The 18045-nt window shown below is 74.0% G+C and carries 13 protein-coding genes; 3 read left to right on the top strand and 10 right to left on the bottom strand.

Annotation, left to right across the window (positions count from 1 at the left end; translation table 11 throughout):
* Positions 1-33: 33 nt before the first annotated feature.
* On the bottom strand, positions 34-6837 hold the full coding sequence (locus BLT76_RS17500) for a family 78 glycoside hydrolase catalytic domain (RefSeq protein WP_139175651.1): 6804 nt from the start codon (positions 6835-6837) through the stop codon (positions 34-36).
* 354 nt (positions 6838-7191) lie between these two features.
* Between BLT76_RS17500 and BLT76_RS17505 the strand changes: the two genes are divergently transcribed.
* Positions 7192-7809 (top strand): hypothetical protein, encoded by a 618-nt coding sequence (locus BLT76_RS17505; RefSeq protein ID WP_090859102.1) that lies wholly within the window; start codon positions 7192-7194, stop codon positions 7807-7809.
* A 59-nt stretch (positions 7810-7868) separates the two neighbouring features.
* Here BLT76_RS17505 and BLT76_RS17510 read toward each other — a convergent pair whose 3' ends face one another.
* From BLT76_RS17510 to BLT76_RS17520, 3 genes are all read right to left on the bottom strand, one after another.
* Complete coding sequence (locus BLT76_RS17510; RefSeq protein WP_090859105.1) at positions 7869-10040, bottom strand: PP2C family protein-serine/threonine phosphatase; 2172 nt, start codon at positions 10038-10040, stop codon at positions 7869-7871.
* Positions 10037-10288, bottom strand: a complete 252-nt coding sequence (locus BLT76_RS17515) for a hypothetical protein (protein WP_090859108.1) — start codon at positions 10286-10288, stop codon at positions 10037-10039. Before BLT76_RS17515 ends, BLT76_RS17510 begins: the two co-directional genes overlap by 4 nt.
* 113 nt (positions 10289-10401) lie before the next feature.
* A complete protein-coding gene (locus BLT76_RS17520) occupies positions 10402-10599 on the bottom strand; it encodes a hypothetical protein (protein ID WP_090859111.1) in 198 nt (65 codons plus the stop codon).
* Between the two features lie 114 nt (positions 10600-10713).
* Here BLT76_RS17520 and BLT76_RS17525 point away from each other — a divergent pair, with 114 nt between their 5' ends.
* Together BLT76_RS17525 and BLT76_RS17530 are read left to right on the top strand one after the other, a co-directional pair.
* A complete protein-coding gene (locus tag BLT76_RS17525; protein WP_170867117.1) occupies positions 10714-11586 on the top strand; it encodes a DICT sensory domain-containing protein in 873 nt (290 codons plus the stop codon).
* Positions 11587-11747: 161 nt separating this feature from the next.
* A complete protein-coding gene (locus BLT76_RS17530) occupies positions 11748-12557 on the top strand; it encodes a hypothetical protein (protein WP_090859116.1) in 810 nt (269 codons plus the stop codon).
* 39 nt (positions 12558-12596) lie between these two features.
* Here BLT76_RS17530 and BLT76_RS17535 read toward each other — a convergent pair whose 3' ends face one another.
* From BLT76_RS17535 to BLT76_RS17560, 6 genes are all read right to left on the bottom strand, one after another.
* Positions 12597-13013 (bottom strand): ATP-binding protein, encoded by a 417-nt coding sequence (locus tag BLT76_RS17535; protein ID WP_090859118.1) that lies wholly within the window; start codon positions 13011-13013, stop codon positions 12597-12599.
* A gap of 61 nt (positions 13014-13074) precedes the next feature.
* The gene (locus BLT76_RS17540; RefSeq protein WP_244509454.1) at positions 13075-13662 is read right to left on the bottom strand and encodes a VTT domain-containing protein; all 588 of its coding nucleotides are present in this window, start codon (positions 13660-13662) and stop codon (positions 13075-13077) included.
* A complete protein-coding gene (locus tag BLT76_RS17545) occupies positions 13652-14407 on the bottom strand; it encodes an MBL fold metallo-hydrolase (protein WP_090859124.1) in 756 nt (251 codons plus the stop codon). The genes BLT76_RS17540 and BLT76_RS17545 overlap by 11 nt, the downstream gene beginning before the upstream one ends.
* Positions 14404-16437 carry an alkaline phosphatase family protein gene (locus BLT76_RS17550; RefSeq protein WP_090859127.1) on the bottom strand — a complete coding sequence of 678 codons (2034 nt, stop codon included), beginning with the start codon at positions 16435-16437 and terminating at the stop codon, positions 14404-14406. The genes BLT76_RS17545 and BLT76_RS17550 overlap by 4 nt, the downstream gene beginning before the upstream one ends.
* Positions 16438-16463: 26 nt before the next feature.
* Positions 16464-17036: a TMEM165/GDT1 family protein gene (locus tag BLT76_RS17555; RefSeq protein WP_090859130.1), complete on the bottom strand. Its 573-nt coding sequence runs from the start codon at positions 17034-17036 to the stop codon at positions 16464-16466.
* Between the two features lie 568 nt (positions 17037-17604).
* Positions 17605-18045: phosphorylase family protein (locus BLT76_RS17560; RefSeq protein WP_483143638.1), on the bottom strand; the 441-nt coding region annotated here is incomplete at its 5' end.

An 18045-nucleotide genomic window follows, 5' to 3' on the forward strand; every position in this document is an offset into this window, starting at 1 on the left:
GTGCGGCACCCCTCAGAGATCAGGGCCCGGAGGTCACCGGCCGCGCACCACGACCGGACCGGCCTTCGACGGCGCGACGCCCGTGCTCCCGGCGTACTGCGCCACGAGCCGGTGCTTGCCGCGGCCGCGGATGCGCACCGAGACGACCACGGTCCGTCCGGTGGCCCGCACCGTGCGCACGACCTTCCCGTCGAGGCGCAGCCGGACGGTGCCGGACACGCTCGCGGTCGGCGAGGTGACCTGCACCCGCACCCGCACCGGGCGGCCCGAGCGGACCGCCGTGCGGCTCACCTTCAGCGAGGTGACCGACCGCGCCCGGACGACCACGCCCGAGGTCGCCGAGGTGGCCGTGCCCGAGGGCCGACCGGCCTTCGAGGCGGTGACCCGTACGGCGAGCCGGCGCCCCACGTCCGCCGCCGCGAGCCGGTACGCCGAGCCCGTCGCCCCCGGCACCGGTCGCCCGTCGCGCAGCCACTGACGGGCGATCCGGACCCCCGCCGTGTTCCACGTGCCGTCGGTGGCCCGCAGGACCTGACCGACGGCCGTGCCGCCGGTGACCTGAGGCCGCACTAGCGCCGTGATCGCCGGGACGTCGACCAGGGTCAGCGTGATCCGGCGGACCGCCTCGGCGTTGCCGGCGAGGTCGGTCGAGGACACCTCGACCACGTGCTCACCGCCTCCGGTGACCACCGGCGCGGTGGCGTCGAGGACCTGCCACGCGCCACCGTCCACGCGGTACGACGTCGCGGCGACGCCGCTGGTGGCGTCCTCGGCCCGGATCCGCAGCACCGCCCGGTCGGAGCGGTCGGGGTCCACGTCCGCCGACACGGTGGTGCTCGGCGCGGTGGCGTCGACGCGCACGGTGACGGACCGGTCGGCCGACGCGTTGCCCGCGGCGTCCCGGGCCCGGAAGCCCACCACATGCTCGCCGTCGGCGACCACGCCCACCGGCCCGACGTACGCCGTCCAGCTGCCCGGGCCGCCGACCTCGACCACCGGAGCACCGTCCCGGTCGTCGACCGCGGTGAGCGCCACGGCGCCCGGTCCCCGCAGCCAGCCGTTCCGCCCGCGCGGCCCGGTGACGCGGGGCGCGACCAGCGGCGCCACGTCGTCGGCCCCCAGCGGGAGCACCCAGACGTCGGCGATCGACGGGTCGTAGGCCGTGGCGTCGGTCGGGAACTCGAACTTCAGCCGCACCGAGCCGTCGGCGGTCTGCGCGAGCGCCGCCGCCGAGTCCACCACGACCTGGTGGGCCATCCACCCCACCGAATTCTGCGTCCGGGTGATCTGGTGGCGCCCGACGAGCACGTCGTCGGCGTAGAGGTTGAACTCCTTGGTCGTCGCCTTGTCGAAGGTCTCGATCATCCGGACCACGAACGGCTGGCCCGGCTCGACGTCGAGCACGGCGGAGTACCAGGACCCCGGGTGCAGCGAGTGGGCGTAACGCCGGGTCAGGCCGGCCTCGGAGCTGGTCCCGCTGTTCGGGGCGGCCAGCACCTCGTGGGCGGTCTCCGAGGCCTGATCGCCGAGGTCGACGTGGTCGCTGGCTCCTTCCGCGGCCGTCGGGGGCGTGGCGAGGGTGACGGCCAGGGTCCCCGAGCCACTCGCCAGCACGGCACCGTCACGGACCAGCGAGGCGGTCAGCGGGTGGTCGGTGGCGACGACGCGCCGCGGCAGGAGCAGCGGCACCCGGACCTCGACCGTCCCGCCCGCCGGGACCCGCACGGGATCGGACGGCACGGTGGCCGGCCAGCCCGCCGGAGCGGTGAGCTCGACCTGGCCGTCGACCGCGGCGGTGCCGGTGCTGCGCACCGTCACCGTGGCGGTCGCGGTGCGCCCGGTGACCTCGGTGGTCACCGACGTCACCTCGACGCCGGAGGTCACCAGCACCCAAGGTCCGGACTCGGTCAGCTGCAGGCGGTCACCGCCGGTGGCGAAGCCGACCGTCGCGGTGACGTCGTGGGCACCGGGCCGGGCGTCCTCCGGGACCTGGGTCGTGAAGGGCACCTGGACCGACGCGCCGGCCGGCACGGTCGCGGGCAGGGCCCCGACCGTCACCGGCCAGGAGCCGACCGCGACGTCGACCGACAGCTCGCTCACGGCCGCCGTCCCGGTGTTCGTCACGGTGACCGCGCCGCTCGCCTCGGTGCCCGGGAGCACCGCCTCGGCGAGCGGGGGTACGGCGACCGCGACGCCCGCCCGGTCGGACGCGGCCCGCTCGAGGGCGGCCACCACCCGGTCGAGCCGCTCCACGAGGTCGGTGCGGACCGCGGGGTCGATCGAGCCCGAGCCCGCCGTACCGGAGCGCAGGGAGCGGGCCGCCGCGAGGGCGTCCCGCAGCCCGGCGTCGATCGCGGTCTGCTCGCCGGCGATGGTCGCCGCGACCGTGTCGTCGACGTCGTCCCCAATGGCGTCGAGCCCGGTCGTGAGGCGCTCGCGGTCCGCGGTCGCGAGGTCGCCGGCCTCGGCGTGCCCGGCCACGGCGGACCGGGTCGCGTCGAGCAGCTCGGTCACCCGGCCCAGCGCCGCGAGGTCCGAGCGGACCCGGAGCTCGTAGCGGCCCGAGCCCGTGGTCAGGCTCAGCACGCCGTCGGCGTGGCTCCACTCGCGGACCCCGTCGGCGGTGACGGCCGGGCCGTCGCCCTCGACGACGGCGGTGGCGTTCGGCGCCGGCACCCGGAGGTGGCCGGTCGAGCCGACCGGCACGTCGACCTCCAGGACCAGGTCGCCGGTGCCGTCGTCGGCCCGGCGCCAGTCGGACGTGACCGGGCCGAACGGGGTGTCGAGCGTGGCCCGCGCCCAGTCCATCTCGCCGGTCACGGCCGGGGCGACCGTGACGTCGCGGTAGCCGGTCTCCACCGAGGAGCGGATGCCCGCGACGTCGGTGAAGAACCAGTCGTCGACGGTGCCGAGGAAGTAGTGGCCGAGCGAGCGGGCGTCGGTGGCCCAGTGCTCCCACATGCTGGTCGCGCCCTGCTCGAGCTTGTAGCCCCAGCTCGGGTACGTCGTCTGGACCGCGAGCTCGTGGGCCAGACCGGCGTACCCGTGCGCGGTGAGCACGGGCAGCAGGTACTTGGTCCCCAGCACGCCGGTGTTGAGGTGGGTGCCCTTCGCCCGCACGTCCGCCGCGATGCTGTCGACGACCCGCTGGGTCGTCGCCGCGTCGGGCGTGAGCCCGAACGCCACGGCCAGCACGTTGTGGGTCTGGCGGTAGCCGCGGTCGCCGGAGCCGCGGTAGTGACCGCCGTCCGGGGCCAGGAACGTCCGGTTGAAGGCCGCCTTCACGGTCGCCGCGTTCGCGGCGAACTGCTCCGCGTCGGCGTCCTTCCCGAGGTGGCGCGCGGAGCGCTCCATCGTCTGCAGCATCAGGTAGAGGTACGCCGTCCCGGAGACGCGGGTGTCCTCGGGCGCGTTGCCGCCGGCCGGGCTGGCCTCGGGACTGACCCAGTCCCCCAGCCGGTTGTCGGTGACCAGGCCGTCGGCGCTGCGGCCGAACTCGAGGTCGACGTACGTCTGGAGGTTGGCGTAGAGGCTGCGCAGAGTGCGGTCGTCGCCGCCCTGCTGGTAGAGCCCCCACGGGATCTGCACGTAGGCCGAGTGCCACGGCGGCGCAACGCCCCACTGGCCCCAGCCCGCCGAGCTGGGGGCGATCACCATCGGTGCGCCCTCGGCGTCCCGGGTCTCGTCGAGGTCCCGCATCCACTTCGCGAACAGCTCGTGGAGGTCGAGGTTGTACATGAACATGTCGAAGCCGACCGCGGCGTCGCCCGTCCACCCGTTCTTCTCGAACATCGGGGTGTCGGTCGGGATGCCGTGGATGTTGTTGAGGAGCGTGTCCACGACCGCCTCGTGCGTGCCGTTCATGACCGCGTCCGAGCTCTCGAACGAGCCGGTGCGCTCCGCGTCGGTGTGCACGGCCTTCGCCGTGAAGGCGCTCAACGGCGGCGGCTGGTCGCCCGGCCAGCCGGTGACCTGGACGTACTGGAAGCCCTTGTAGCTGAAGTGCGGCTCCCAGCTCTCGGGCGCCCCCGTGCCGGCCAGCACGAAGCGGTCGGTCTGGAACCCCGAGGCGAAGCCACCGTTGTTGTCGACGTTCACCAGACCGGACGCGCGCAGCTTCTCGCCGTACTGGTAGCGGATCGTGGTGCCCGCGGGGCCCTGCGCGGTGATCCGGACGTTGCCGGCGAGCACACGCGGGAACTTCACGACGTAGGTGCCGTCCTGCGGCTCGGTGATCGCGACCGCGGGCAGGCTCTCGGTGACCCGGATCGGCTGCTGGCGCATGTTCACCAGCTCGCCCTTCGGACCCGCGACCTCGGCGGCGGGGGCCCAACCGGCGTCGTCGAAGCCGGCGGTGTCGAAGCCCGGCAGCTCGTACGACGCGTCGTAGGTCTCGCCGCCGTAGAGGTCGTCGAAGCGGGTCGGGCCGTCGTGGCGGGTCCAGGACCCGTCGGTGACGACCCGCTCCTCGCGTCCGTCGGCGTACTCGATCTCCAGCACGGCGCGCGCGACCGGCTCGTCGTGCCACGGCGGGCTGTTCCAGTTCCAGACGTTGCCGCCGGTCATGCCGTAGAAGCCGCGGCCGAGCTCCAGGCCGAGCGCGTTGGCGCCGCCGTCGAGCTGGTCGGTGACGTCGGTGGCGACGTACTGGACGGTGTCGTCGTAGTCGGTGAACCCCGGCGAGAGGACGTCGGCGCTGATCGGCTCACCGTTGAGCGAGACGTCGGCGTAGCCGCCGGCCGCGACATAGACGGTCGCGTTCGCGACGTCACCGTCGACCGCGAAGTCCTTGCGCAGCAGCGGGGCGGGCCGCACCGGCGCCTGCGGGTCCTTGACGCCACGGTTCCACGGCGCCGAGCCGTACGCCGCCTGCACGACGGCCGCTCCCCAGCCGCTGTCGTCGAGCGTCGGGGCGGACCAGTCGGCCGGGATCTGCTTGGTGGCCCGCCAGGTCGCGTCGGACGTGACCACCTCGCTTCCGCCGTCGGCGTAGCGGATCCGGATCTTGGCGATCAGGCCCGCGGGCGAGTCGGGACCGTTGGTGGTGCGCACGGCGAGGACGTTGCGGGCGGGCTCGAGGTCGACCTCGTAGCGGCGGGACTGCTGCCACTCGTTGACGGCGCCCTCGGTGCGACCGATCCGCCGGCCGTTGACGACCAAGTCGAAGGAGTCGTCCGCGGTCATCACGACCTCGGCCGAGACGGCCTCGCGTCCGCCGGGCGTGACGAGCGTCCTGCGGAACGCGCGGTCCTCGGCCGGGGCGACGGGCGTGGTGGACTCGGGGGTCCAGATCCAGCTCGCCCCGTCGACGGTCAGCGCCTCAGCGCCGGTCGGGACGGCGGGCACGGTGACCCGGTCGCCGTAGACCCAGCCGCGGTAGAGCGCCTCGGCCCGCGCGGGCTCCCAGCCGCTGTCGTCGTACCCGACGGTGGCCCAGCCCTGGGGCCGCGGGGCGCTGCCGATCGGCTCGGCGAGGAACGACCCGTCGCTGACGACGTCCTCGGAGGTGCCGTCGGTGAAGCCGATCCGCACGCGGGCCAGCACGCCGCCGTACTGCGCGGTGCCGGGGGTGTCCAGCGCGACGGCGAGCACGTTGTCGCCGGCGCCGACGGACAGGTTGACCGCCCGTGCCTGCTGCCACTCGTTGTTCGCGCCCGTGTTGCGGGCGACCTCGGCACCGTTCCAGAACGCGGTGAAGACCTGGTCGCCGGTGACGGCCAGCTGCGCCCAGGCCACCTCCTTGCCCGCCGGGACGGAGACCTTCCGGCGGAAGAGGGTGGTCGGGATCGGGTTCGAGGGCGACGGCGCGCCGATGTCCGGCACGATCCAGGAGGCCGTGTCGAAGTTCAGGCCGGTGTCGGGCGCCGTGGTCCGCGGCACGCTCACCTGCGCGCCCCACGGGCCCGAGCCGTACGTCGCCCGCGCGGCCGCCGGCACCCATCCGGTGGTGGGCGCGCCGGCGAGCTGCCAGCCTGTGGTGGCGGTCCGCGAGGACAGCCAGTCGGCGTCGGTCACGACCTCCTGGGTGGTGCCGTCGGCATAGCGGACGACGAGCTTGCCGACCACCGCGCCGTAGGCCTTCGCGGTGTTGTCGAGCCGCACCGCGAGCACGTTCGGACCGGGCTTCGGGAAGACCCGGACGCGGGCGGCGCTCTTCCATCGGTCGTCGACGGACGCGCCGCTCGCGACCTGGGCGCCGTTGAGGAAGGCGGAGAAGCCGCGGTCGCCGGTCATGACCAGCTCGGCCCCGGCGACGGTGCGCCCCGGGTCGACGGTGAACGTCTGGCGGAAGTAGCCGGGGGGCGTGTTGCCGCCCTGGTAGGGCGGGTGGATCCAGGACGCACCGGCGAGGTCGACCCCGCTGACGTCCTGGACGCGGTCGTTGCCGATCCAGGCGCTGTCGCCCCAGTCGCCCTCGTCGAGCAGGCCGGTGCGGAAGCGCGAGGCGGCCCGGGCGGTCCCGGCCGTGGTCACCACCTCGACGTCCCAGACGTAGCCCGTGGTGGGTTCGAGGTCCGGCCCGTCGTACGACGTGCCCTCGGAGGTGGTCGAGGCGACGACCTGGCTGTCCCACACGAGCTCGCCGTCGAGTCCCTCCGCCTCGGTCGCGACGCGCAGCCGGTAGGACTCCTGCCGGACGTCGCGGGCGTCGGAGTCGATGACCCACGAGAAGCGGGGCGCGGCGACGTCGATGCCGAGGGGCGTCGCCTTCTTCTCGACCTCCAGGTGGGCGAGCGTCGGCGCGTCCGCGGCGAGCACCACCGGACCGGCGACGGCTGTCGCGCCCGGGCTGGGCAGACCGGCGGCGAGGCCACCGGTGAGGGCCAGGGTCGTCACGACCGCCGCTGCCGATCGCCGTCCACCACGAAGTACTCGGGACACGTTCTCTCCGTTCGCCTGACCGGGCGTCCGACTCAGCGGACGCCGCATGGTGACGACCGTCACGCACGCCGGTGAACCGTTTCATAGCTCAGGCCCTGGTGGCTAGGGATTCCTCTCAGGTCGACGGAATGCCGTCACGATGACCAACTGCGGGTCACGCCCCCCGGGACAGTGAATCGTTGCAAGACGCGGCGCCCACCCCGTCCGGGTGGGCATTCCCAGCGGCCACTGCAGGCCCGGACAGCCTCACCACAGGATCGGCGGCCACCGTCGGGCGGGAACAGTCACCACTCAACGAGGAGCAGGAACATGGACCGATCGACACTCACCCGGATCGGCGCCGCCGGCGCCGTCGCAGGACTGGGCCTGGCCGTCGGCGGCGTCGCGCTGGCGTCCGCCGAGACCACCGCCCCCTCCGGAACCACGAGCAGCGCGCACCCGGGCGGTCCGCGCGGGGACCGCGACCAGGACGCCGAGGTCCTGGCCTCCGAGCTCGGTCTGGAGGAGTCCGTCGTCGAGGAGGCGCTGACCGCGGTCCGCGACGAGCTGCGGCCCGAGAGGTCGACCGACGCCGACACGGAGACGAAGCCCACGCCACCGACCGAGGAGGAGCGCGCCGAGCACCAGGCCGCCCTGGTCACCGCGCTCGCCGAGAAGCTGGACGTCTCCGAGGCCAAGGTGGAGGCGGCGTACGCCGTCATCGAGGAGAAGCGGGAGGCCGAGCGCACCGAGCGCCAGGCCGAGTCCCGCGCCGACCTGGTCACCCGCCTCGACGAGGCGGTCACGGCCGGCACCCTGACCGAGGCCGACAAGGCCTCGGTCCTGAAAGCGTACGACGCCGACCTGCTCGGTGGTCCCGGTGGTCCCGGTGGTCACGGCGGCCCGGGTGGCGGCGGTCGGCCGTCCTCGGACGCCGCCGCCGAGTAGGACCGGCACGAACCGGCCGCCGTCCCCGGCTCGGGGTCGGGGTCGGCGGCCCTCGTCCGTCAGCCGGTCTCGGCGAGGTGGACCGCGACGACGACGATGTCGTCCACGTCGTACGACGCCCGCTCGCCGCGACCGTCGAGGTCCCCGGTCAGCCGCTCGAGGAGGTGGTCGGTGAGCGCCTGCCCGTCCGCCCCGGGTGTCGCGGCCGACGCGACCTCGTGGAGGCGTGCGAGCCCGACGTCGAGGTGCTCGCCCCGACGCTCGACGAGCCCGTCGGTGTAGGCGATCAGGGTGCTCCCGGCCTCGAGGACGAGGGAGACGTCCCGACGCGGCCCGGTGCCGTAGCCGAGCAGCGGTCCGCGAGCCGGGGCCGGGTCGACGAACTCGTGACGGCCGTCGGGACGCCGCAGCAGCGGGGCGGGGTGCCCGGCCGAGGACAGCGTCAGCAGCCACCGCCCGTCGTCCCGCGGCTCGAAGTGGGCGAACAGCATCGTGGCGATGGGCGGCTCGGCGTTGAGCGCGGGCAGCAGCCGGTCGATCTGCTCGAGGACAGCTGCCGGCATCAGTCGCTGGGTCGTGGCGGTGGCCTGCAGCAGGCCCTTCAGCTGCCCCATCGCCGCGGCGGCGTACACGTCGTGCCCGCTCACGTCGCCCACGACCAGCCCGAACGGACGTCGACCCTCACCGGCGGGTCCGAGGGCGCCGATGTCGAGGACGTCGTAGAAGTCGCCGCCGACCTCGGCACCGTCGGCGCTCGCGAGGTACTGCGCCTCGATCCGGACGCCCGGCAGCAGCGGGATCTCCGGCAGCAGGCTGCGCTGCAGGGTCTGCGCGATCAGCGACTGGGTGGCGTAGAGACGCAGGTTGTCGAGGATCAGGCCGGCGCGTCGGCCGAGGTCGACCGCGGTGTCCACGTCGGCGTCGGTGAACGGGTCTCGATCCGCCCCCCGGTTCAGGACGACGACGTCGCGCACGCCGAGGCGTCCCGGCAGACCCACCACCAGGGCAGAGCCGATCCCCAGCTCCGCAGCGCCCCTCGGCAGGTCGTCGTCGGTGAGCAGCCGCGAGGCCCGGCCGGCGAGCAGGTCCGTGACGAGCCCCGCGCGCGCCGCCAGTTCGGGCACGTTCTCGGCGTACGACGCCGCAGCCTCGCTCCGGGCCGGGTCCCGGTGGAGGGCGAGGTGCTCGGTGACGCCGCCGTGCTCGTTGACGTGGAAGAACAGCGCGACGTCCGCCAGGGTCGGGACCAGCAGCTGCAGGAGCCGGTTGCGGGCCTCCCCGACGTCGAGCTCGCCGCTGAGCGACTCGCTCGCCTGGGCCATCAGCTCCACGCGGGCCTGGGCCTCCTCAGCCCTCCGTCGGGCCCGGTGCTCGGCGGCCAGCGCGGCGTCCCGCTGCCGATCGGCCTCGATCCGCCCGCTGACGTCGCTCTGAACGCCGACGAAATGGCTCACCAGACCGTCCGCGTCGAGGATCGGGGTCATGGTGACCTGGTTCCAGAAGGCCAGACCGTCCTTGCGGTAGTTCAGCAGCGTGGCGGTGATCGGCTCCCGAGCGTCCAGGGCCTGCCGGATCTGCGCGACCTCCTCGCGGTCGGTGCCCGGGCCCTGCAGGAAGCGGCAGTTGCGGCCGACAGCCTCCTCGAACGCGTAGCCGGTCGAGGCCGTGAACGCAGGGTTCACCCAGACCAGGGGCATGTCGGGGAGCCGGGCGTCGGCCACCGTGAAGGACAGCCCGGTGGCCAGCACGGCCCGGTCCCGAATCTCGGCGTCCTGGTCGCCGAACGCCTCGGCGGCGCGAGCCGCCTGCTGCTCGCGGACGGAGAGGAACACCACCAACGCGTGGTCGTCGAGCATCGGCGCACCCGTCATGGGCAGGCCGACCACCCACAACGGCTCCCGCGAGGCGCCCATCTCGCTCCGGCGATGGGCCGAGACCCGCTGCCCGGGGACCGGCTCGGCGCGCAGCAGCCTCGTCAAGGGGTGGTCGGAGTCGGACAGCTCGGTGCCGGCGGAGTCCCGCAGGCGGGCCGCGTCCGACCACTCCTCCAGCGCGACGGGCAGGTCCACCCCGGGCGCCAGCTGCCGGGCGACGTCGTTCGCGTGCACGACCGAGCGCGCGCCCAGGTCCACGACGAGGATCGCCGCGGGCGCGTCACCGATGACCGCGTGGAGGTCCGCGCCCAGCGGGACCGCCCCACGGTCGAACTCCTGGTCGATGGGTCGGGTCATGCGGGCTCGGGCTCCACGACGGGTTGGGCGCGCGCCTGCAGCGAGCGCAGGCTGAACGAGGACACGCCGTCGGCGAGCTCCTCGACGAGCGCCGCCATCAGGGCCTGGCACACGGCGGGGCGGCCGGCCGGCTCGCGTCTCGCCTCCTGCTGCAGCAGCCGCAGGTCCTGGCGGACGAGCGCCGCGCGCTGGGCTGAGAGGGAGGAGACCGGCAGCAGCAGACGCACCAGGTCGACGAACGACCCCACCTGGTCCTCGTCGCGGTCATGAGCGCGGACGAAGTCCCGAGACGAGACGACCGACCGAGGGCGCGGGCGGACCAAGGACAACGGGATCGGGTCGCGAGGGTTCATGACGGACCTCAGGCCGGGACGAGCTGACGGGCGGACGCGTACCGAACGACGTGGGTTACGCCGAGGGTCGCCGCGAGATCGGCACCGGTCTCGATCGCCGTGGTCCGGGAGGCGTTCCGTGCCACCACGGCCGCCTCCCACCGAACCACCCAGGCTCCGTCCTGCTGCGACGTCTCGACCTCGCGGCCGTCATTCATCCTGCTCATCCTGTCTCCTTCGCTGTGGCGTGCCAGGTAAAAGTACCCGCCTTGTGGAAGTTTGTGCACGTTCTTCCTCAAGATCTCCACAAGACGTGGAAGTCATGCCCTATGGTTCTCGTCATGGCCTCCGATCCCGACCTGCTCTCGATTGGCGACCTGGCCCAGGCGACCGGCGTCAACGCGACGACCCTGCGGGCCTGGGAGACCCGCTTCGGCTTCCCCGTCGCGATGCGGCTGCCCAGCGGGCACCGGCGCTACCGGCGCGAGGACGTGGCGGCCGTCCGCTCGGTGGCCCAGCGCCGCGACTCCGGGCTGCGCCTCGACGTGGCGATCGCCGAGATCCTGGACTCGGCGCGACCGTCCACCGGCTCGGTCTTCACGACCCTGCGGCGCGAGCACCCGCACCTGCGGGCCGAGCGGCTGCACAAGTCGACCCTCACGGCGCTGTCCTGGGCCATCGAGGACGAGTTCTGCGCGCAGGCCGACCGCGCCCGGATCTTCGGCGCCTTCCAGACCGGACGGCTCTACCGACCTTCCCGGGCGCGGTGGACGGAGCTCGCACGGCTCGCGGCCTCGGCGACCGTGTTCGCCGACTTCACCGGCACCGGTGATCTCCCGGACGACGCACCCGTCACCCGGATCCACCTCGACCCGGTCTCGCCGATGCGTCGCGAGTGGGTCGTCGTGTGCGACAGCGCCGATCTGCCGGTGGCCCTGACCGCCTGGGAGCTCCCCGGCCAGGAGACGGTGGCCGACTCCCGTCGGGTGTTCGAGGCGATCTGGACCGTCGAGCCCGCCGCGGTGCGTGACGCTGCCCGGGCCTGCGCCCGGGTGGCCCACGAGTACGACCCCGAGGTCGGTGCTCCCCTGCTGTTCGCCCTCGCCGACGCCCCCACGCCGGTGGCCCCCGGCCTGAGCGCGCTCAACTCGATGTTCACCCGGATGCTGACCTACGTCGACCGGCACCAGGCCCGCGAGCACGAGCGCCGCTGAGCACAGGACCGCGGCCGTGCTCCCTCCCGGGGGACGACCGCGGTCGCTGCGAGCCGTCGTGGGGACGAGAACCAGCCCGCAGCACCCCTCCGATGCCCGGTCGTCCGACCACGCACACCCTCTCCGCGAACCGATCCGCCCGGACGTGCATCAGACCGGGCATGAGACTCCTCCGCACCCTCACCCTGGCCGCCGTCGCCCTCGCGCTTCCCGCCGCCACCCTCACCCCCGCCCAGGCTGCCGCCCCGAGCGAGCGCACCCACCGGTCGTACGTCGTCAAGGCGACCGCCTCGACGGACGCCGTCGTCCAGGGCCGGCGCGTCGTCCTCTCCGGCACCGTCCGCAAGGCCCGTCGCGGCGAGCGCGTTCGGGTCCAGGTCCGCTACGACGGTGGCCGCTGGAAGACGTCCGACCTGTCCGACCGGGTGGACCGCCAGGGCCGCTTCCGGATCTCCGACAAGATCACCAGCACCCGCAGCCGGTCCTACCGCGTCGTCAAGCCCGCCGGCCGGGGCTTCCGGGCCGGGCGCAGCAAGGCGGTCCACGTCGACGTCTACTCCTGGCGTCCCCTGCCGACGCTCGCCCCCGTCAACGCCACCGCCACCTACTGGGTGGAGGCGGTGAAGATCAACGGGCGGGCCTACCCGGAGTCGCTCACCGGGTCCGCCTCGGACGCGCAGGGCGGGACCTCCTACAACCTCGAGCGTCGGTGCCGTCAGCTGACGACCCGCGTCGGTCTCGCGGACACTTCGAAGGACTCGGTGCTCGGCACGGCGTCGCTGAAGGCCGACGGGGTCCAGAAGTACGCCGGCTCGTTCGCGCTGACCCAGTCCAGTCCGGTCACCCTCGACGTCTCGAAGGTGTTCCGGCTCACCTTCGACTGGACGTCGCGCAGCACGGACAGCGGCGCCGGGGACCAGACCGGCGCCGTGGTGGCGCTCGGGAGTCCGAGGCTCCTCTGCCGCGACTGACCGGAGGTGACGACGCTCAGGCGCGGAGCGGCGGTGCGCTCAGACGGCTGACGCGAGCTCCGCGGTGACCCGGGTGCCGCCCTCGTGGTCGACGCTCCACTGCTCGCAGAGGCAGTCGACGATCGCCAGCCCCCGACCGGAGAGCGACTCGTCGGAGGCGACCCCGGCGAACAGGTCGCCGGCCGTGCCTCCGTCGAGCACGCTCAGGCGGAGCCGGCCGGCGGTCAGCGCCCAGGAGACCTCGAGGTCCTCGTCGGGCGACGACGAGCCGTGCTGGAGCGCGTTGGTCACCAGCTCGCTGAGCACCAGCTCGGCGTCCTCGATGAGATCGCGCCGGGCGCCGTGCTCGGTGAGCTGGTGGGACATCACCCGACGGGCGATGCCGGTCACCCGGTCGGCAGCGGGCAGCACCAGGATCGTGCGCGCGTCGAGAGGCCGCTCAGCCGTCAGGGTCATGACCTACCAGTGCCACCCAGCAGGGGTGTCTAATCCCCCGACTTGTCCGGTGTCGCGGAACTCACCCTCGCGGGTGGGGGCGCAGCCGGCGCACGAGCTGCGGCACCGCCGACACCAGGAGCGCCCCGCCCACGGCGACGACGAGGGCCGTGCGGGTGTCGTCGAACAGCCCGTCCCCGAGCACCCCGACGGCGGCGTAGACCGTCGCCCAGAGAGCGGCGGCCACGGCCGCGGCGCTCACGTACCGGTACCACGGGTAGCCGGTCAGCGCCGCGACCAGCAGCACGGGCACCCGACCTCCGGGCACCAGCCGCGAGACCAGCAGGGTGCGGATCTCGGCGTGCTCGATCCGCTCGCGCAACCGGGCCGGGCGCGAGTGCTCGTCACCGTCGTCGCCCAGCCAGCCGACCCGCCGGGCGAGCGGCTCCCCGGCCCTGCGGAGGGCGGCGTACGTCACGAGGTCGCCGCAGTACGCCGCCCCGGCCCCGACCGCCACGACGAGCACGACCTCCCAGGTGTGGTCGGCGCGGGCCAGGACGGCCGCGCTGCTGACCGCGGCGCCGGTCGGCAGCACCGGCACGACCGCACCGAAGGCGACGACGCCGAAGAGCACGAGCAGGGTGGCCAGGCCGAAGTGGTCACCGCTCACACTGCACCCGCTCCCCCGGCGCCAGGACGAGGGCGCGGGCCTCATCCTGCTCGAGCGCGGCGGCGAAGCGCTCGCCCGGGGTCACGAACAGCCGCTGGTGCGTACGACGGTCCAGCCGGGCCAGCCCGACCGGCCAGAACGTGCCCCAGTGCACCGGGACCGTCCAGCGGGCGCCGACCGCGGCGACCGCGACCGCGGCCTGCTCGGGGTCGAGGTGCTCGTCGCCGAGGGTCGGGCCCCAGCCGCCGACCGGCACCAGGGCGAGGTCGACGGCACCGACCGCGGCGAGGTCGTCGCGCGGGCCGGTGTCGCCGGGGTACCAGCAGGAGACGCCGGACCGCTCCACCCGGAAGCCGATCGCCGGACCCCGGATCCGCGAGCCGGGGTGCCGCCGGCCGTCGTGGGTAGCCGGCAGCACCCGCACCGTCGCGCCCGCGACCGTCAGCTCCTCGCCGGGGGCGACCGGGCGGACGTCGTACCCCGGAGGGATGAGGCCCTCGCCGCCGCGCGGCACCAGCACCGTCGACCCGGGCCGCATCCGCCGCAGGGTCGGGAGGTGCAGGTGGTCGTGGTGCAGGTGCGAGATCAGCACCAGATCGGCGTCGTACGCCGGCGCCGCGGGCGGCGGGCCGTGCCGGCGCAGGTGGAAGAGCCGGTCGACGTGCAGCGGGTCGGTCGCCACCCGCAGCCCCTCGAGCTCGACGGTGGCGGACGCGTGGCCCCACCAGGTGATCGCGAGGGTCACGGGTCGGCCCGCAGACCCAGCCGGGTCAGCCGGTCGACGAGGGCGGCGTGCACCGCCCGGCCGTCGAGCGGGCCGTCCGTCACCACGCAGCCCCGCGGGTGGACCAGCAGCGCCTCGGTCTGCCAGCCGCCGAGGCCGCCGTGGGAGCCGACCAGCTCCTCGAAGGCGACCACCTCGCCGAGCGAGCGGTCGTAGGCGCCGAGCAGGACCAGGTCGCCGACGTGCTGCCGCTCGGAGAGCTGGAGGAGGTCGGCCTCGGCGTACGGGCCGTAGCCGGCGACGGGGTCGGTGCCCTCCCCCTCCGCGGAGCCCAGGACCCGCCAGCCGGTGCCGCCGTCGGCGACGACCGCACCGTCGGCGCGCCGGGTCAGCACCAGCCCGACGTGGGGGTGGTCGGCCAGGCCGCGAACCAGGCCCGGGTGCAGCTCGTCGACCTGCTCGCGGGTCAGCCGGCCGGGCAGGTCGGTGCGGTAGACGTGGGCCAGGCTGCCCGAGGCCGCGACCAGCAGGCCGGGTCCCTCGGGCGCGGTGCCCTCGGCCGCGTGGTGCCGGCCGCCCGCCACCGAGCGGGCGGCCCGGGTGACCGTCCGACTGCTGCCCCGGGCTCCGGCGAGCAGCAGGTTGGCCGGCAGCCACCGCTCGTCGGGGTGCACCTCGGCGTGCACCTGCTGGCGGGCCAGGTCCTGGACCAGGTCGTCGAGGGTGTGGCCGGTGAGCTGCAGGAACGTCGAGCCCTGGGACTGGCCGTGGTCGGAGACCAGCGCGATCTCGTAGCGGCGGCCGACCTCACGGGTCAGCTGGTCGAGGAAGGCCAGCACCCGGTCGAGGTTCTCCAGGGTCCGCAGCGACTCGGGTCGGGTCGGGCCCGCGTGGTGGGCGACCTCGTCGTAGTCGACGAAGTCCACGAACACCACCGGCGTCCCCCGGGTCAGCTGATCGGCGACGATCGCCACGTTCAGGTCCCGCAGCACCACCGTGGTCAGCCCCCGGAGCAACACGAACGCGCCGCCGCGGCGGACCCGCGGGACGACGTCGCGGATCCGCTGGCGCCGGCCCTGGTGCAGCTCGGTGACCATCTGGCCGACGAACAGCACCACCGACCGCACCAGCCCGAAGCGGTTGATGGCGTACGACGCCGCGCCCTGGTCGGCCCCGGGCAGCCGGCCGTCGCTCAGGGTCAGCAGCCGCGCGGACGCGTCCCCGGAGAACAGGTTCGAGACGCTGGTGCCGCCGTCGGCGAGCAGCCCGCGCCCGTCGCTCAGGTCGGCCTCGACCAGGGCCGCGTCGGCGGGCCGGCTCATCACCAGCATCCGGCCGCGGTCCTTGTCGAACCAGCGGAAGCCGGGCACGGCCGTCACGTCGCCGTGCAGCAGCACCGCCTGACCGGCCGGCGTCGTGCACGGCACGCCGGTGTGCCAGCCGCGCAGGTCGTGGGTGCTGGACCGGATCCACCGCGAGACGGTCGGCATCGAGCCGGCCGTGACCGCCTGGCGGAGCACCGGCAGGCTGACGCCGTCGAGCTGGACGACCAGCAGGCCCGGCCCCTCGGCGCCGGCGACCCGCGTGCGTCGTACGGCCTGGTTGAGCAGCTGGCCGAGGAACGCGTCGTCGCTGCTGGTGTCGAAGAGCCAGTTCACGACCGCGGAGACCACCGCCGCGGCCCAGGAGGCGAGCACGATCTCGCCGAGGCTGAACGGCTCGACCGACGGGACCAGCGCGAGCGCCGCGCCGAGCACGACCGACTGGGCCAGCACCCCGGCCAGCAGCAGGCCGACCGTGCCCGTGAGCACGGTCAGCCGCGTCAGCAGCGGCCGGAGCAGCGCGCCGAGCACCAGGACCAGGACCACCAGGGTGGCGACCGACTCGGCCCCGGACTGCACCTGCTCGCCCGGCAGCAGCCAGAGGCTGGCGGCCAGCGCCAGGAAGGAGGTCACGAACGACCGGAGCACGCCGGCCGCCCATGACCAGGACGGCCGCCAGGAGACGAGCTGCAGCCGGCCGAGCCGCAGCAGCCGGGCGATCCTGGTCACGGGAGCAGCCTACGGACGCGCACCGGTCAGAGCGCGCCCTGCAGGATCAGCAGCACGCCGAAGACCACGAACGCCGCGGCGGCGCCGTACTTGATGGCCTTCTCGGGGAGGCGCTTGCCGAGGACGGCGCCGACCACGATGGCCAGGGCGTCCGCGGCCACCATGCCGACGGTGCTGCCGATCCAGGTGCCGAACCAGCCCTCGTGGGTGGCCAGGGTGATGGTGGCGAGCATGGTCTTGTCGCCGAGCTCGGCCAGGAAGAACGCGAGGCCGACCGCGAGGATGGCGGCGCCCTGGCTCTTGCGCGCCTTCTCGGCCTCGTCCTCGGTGAGCTCGTCGCCGCGCAGCGTCCAGGCGGCGAAGCCGAGGAACGCGATGCCCGCGACGATGTTGATGACGTCCTGGCTGTCGGCGAAGGCATCGCCGATCCAGTAGCCGATGCCGACCGAGGCCAGGTGCACGATCGCGGTGGCGACGGTGATGCCGATGATGACGTCGCGCGCCTTGTAGCGCGCGGCGAAGGTCATCGCCATCAGCTGGGACTTGTCGCCGAGCTCGGCGACGAAGATGACGGCGGTGCTGATCAGGAAGGCTTCCACGGGTTCCTCTCCGGGCCTGACCGGCCGGAGGAATGTCCTGGGGGACGTGCCTTCGACCAGGCACGCCCGACACGGATGTCAGGGGTGGTGCGACTGGTCGAAAGTCTCGTCCGCCGGCTCATCGCTGAGCTGGCCCGCTGCACCGGTCCCGCGCGAGCGGGGCAGTATGTCGACACAGCTGTTGGGGACTACTCCCTTTCGTTGAAAACCGTACCTCAACGCCCGCCCGTACGACGAACCCGCGTCAGCGGAGGTCGCGGCCCACGATCAGTCGAACCAGACCGAGTCGCAGGAGCCGCAGCCGAACTCCCGGACCGCGGCGCCGTCCGAGAAGTCGACGCTCCGCAGGCGCCACGTGTGCTGGCATTCGGGACTTCCTTCCACGAGGCGCAGACGGGCCACCGGGGGTCGGGACGGCAACGGGACAACGGGCTCCGGTGCACTCACGTGGGGACCTCCCGTGCTCGAGAACTGGGCCGGCGGGGCAGTTCCCACCCGGCCGTCGCTTCATTCCCCCACTCCTCCAGACGCGCGGAGGGCCGGTGGCGTTGCCTCGACCCGCACCGGACTAGACGGGTCCGGGCACCTCGTAGGTCAGCTCCAGGCCGTCGGCCCAGCTCGAGCAGGTGCAGCCGGCCGGGTCGGGCAGGGTGCCGATGGTGGTCGTGAGCAGACCGGTCAGCCGCTCCAGGTTCTGCCGGAACAGCGCGAAGACCTCCTCCTGGCCGACCCCCGAGCCGGACTCGACCCCGGCGTCCATGTCGGTGACCAGGGCGATCGCCGAGTAGCACATCCGCAGCTCCCGGGCGAGCGCCGCCTCGGGGGCGCCGGTCATGTTGATCAGGCTCCAGCCCTGGGCGCCGTAGTGGCGCGACTCGGCCCGCGTGGAGAACCGCGGCCCCTCGATCACGACCATGGTCCCGCCGACCTTCACCTCCGGGTCCGCGCCCGCGACCGCCAGCGACACCCGCGGGCAGTACGGGTCGGCGAAGGGCAGGTGCACGGCCCC

Source organism: Nocardioides lianchengensis, from assembly GCF_900101465.1.
Classification (GTDB): domain Bacteria; phylum Actinomycetota; class Actinomycetes; order Propionibacteriales; family Nocardioidaceae; genus Nocardioides; species Nocardioides lianchengensis.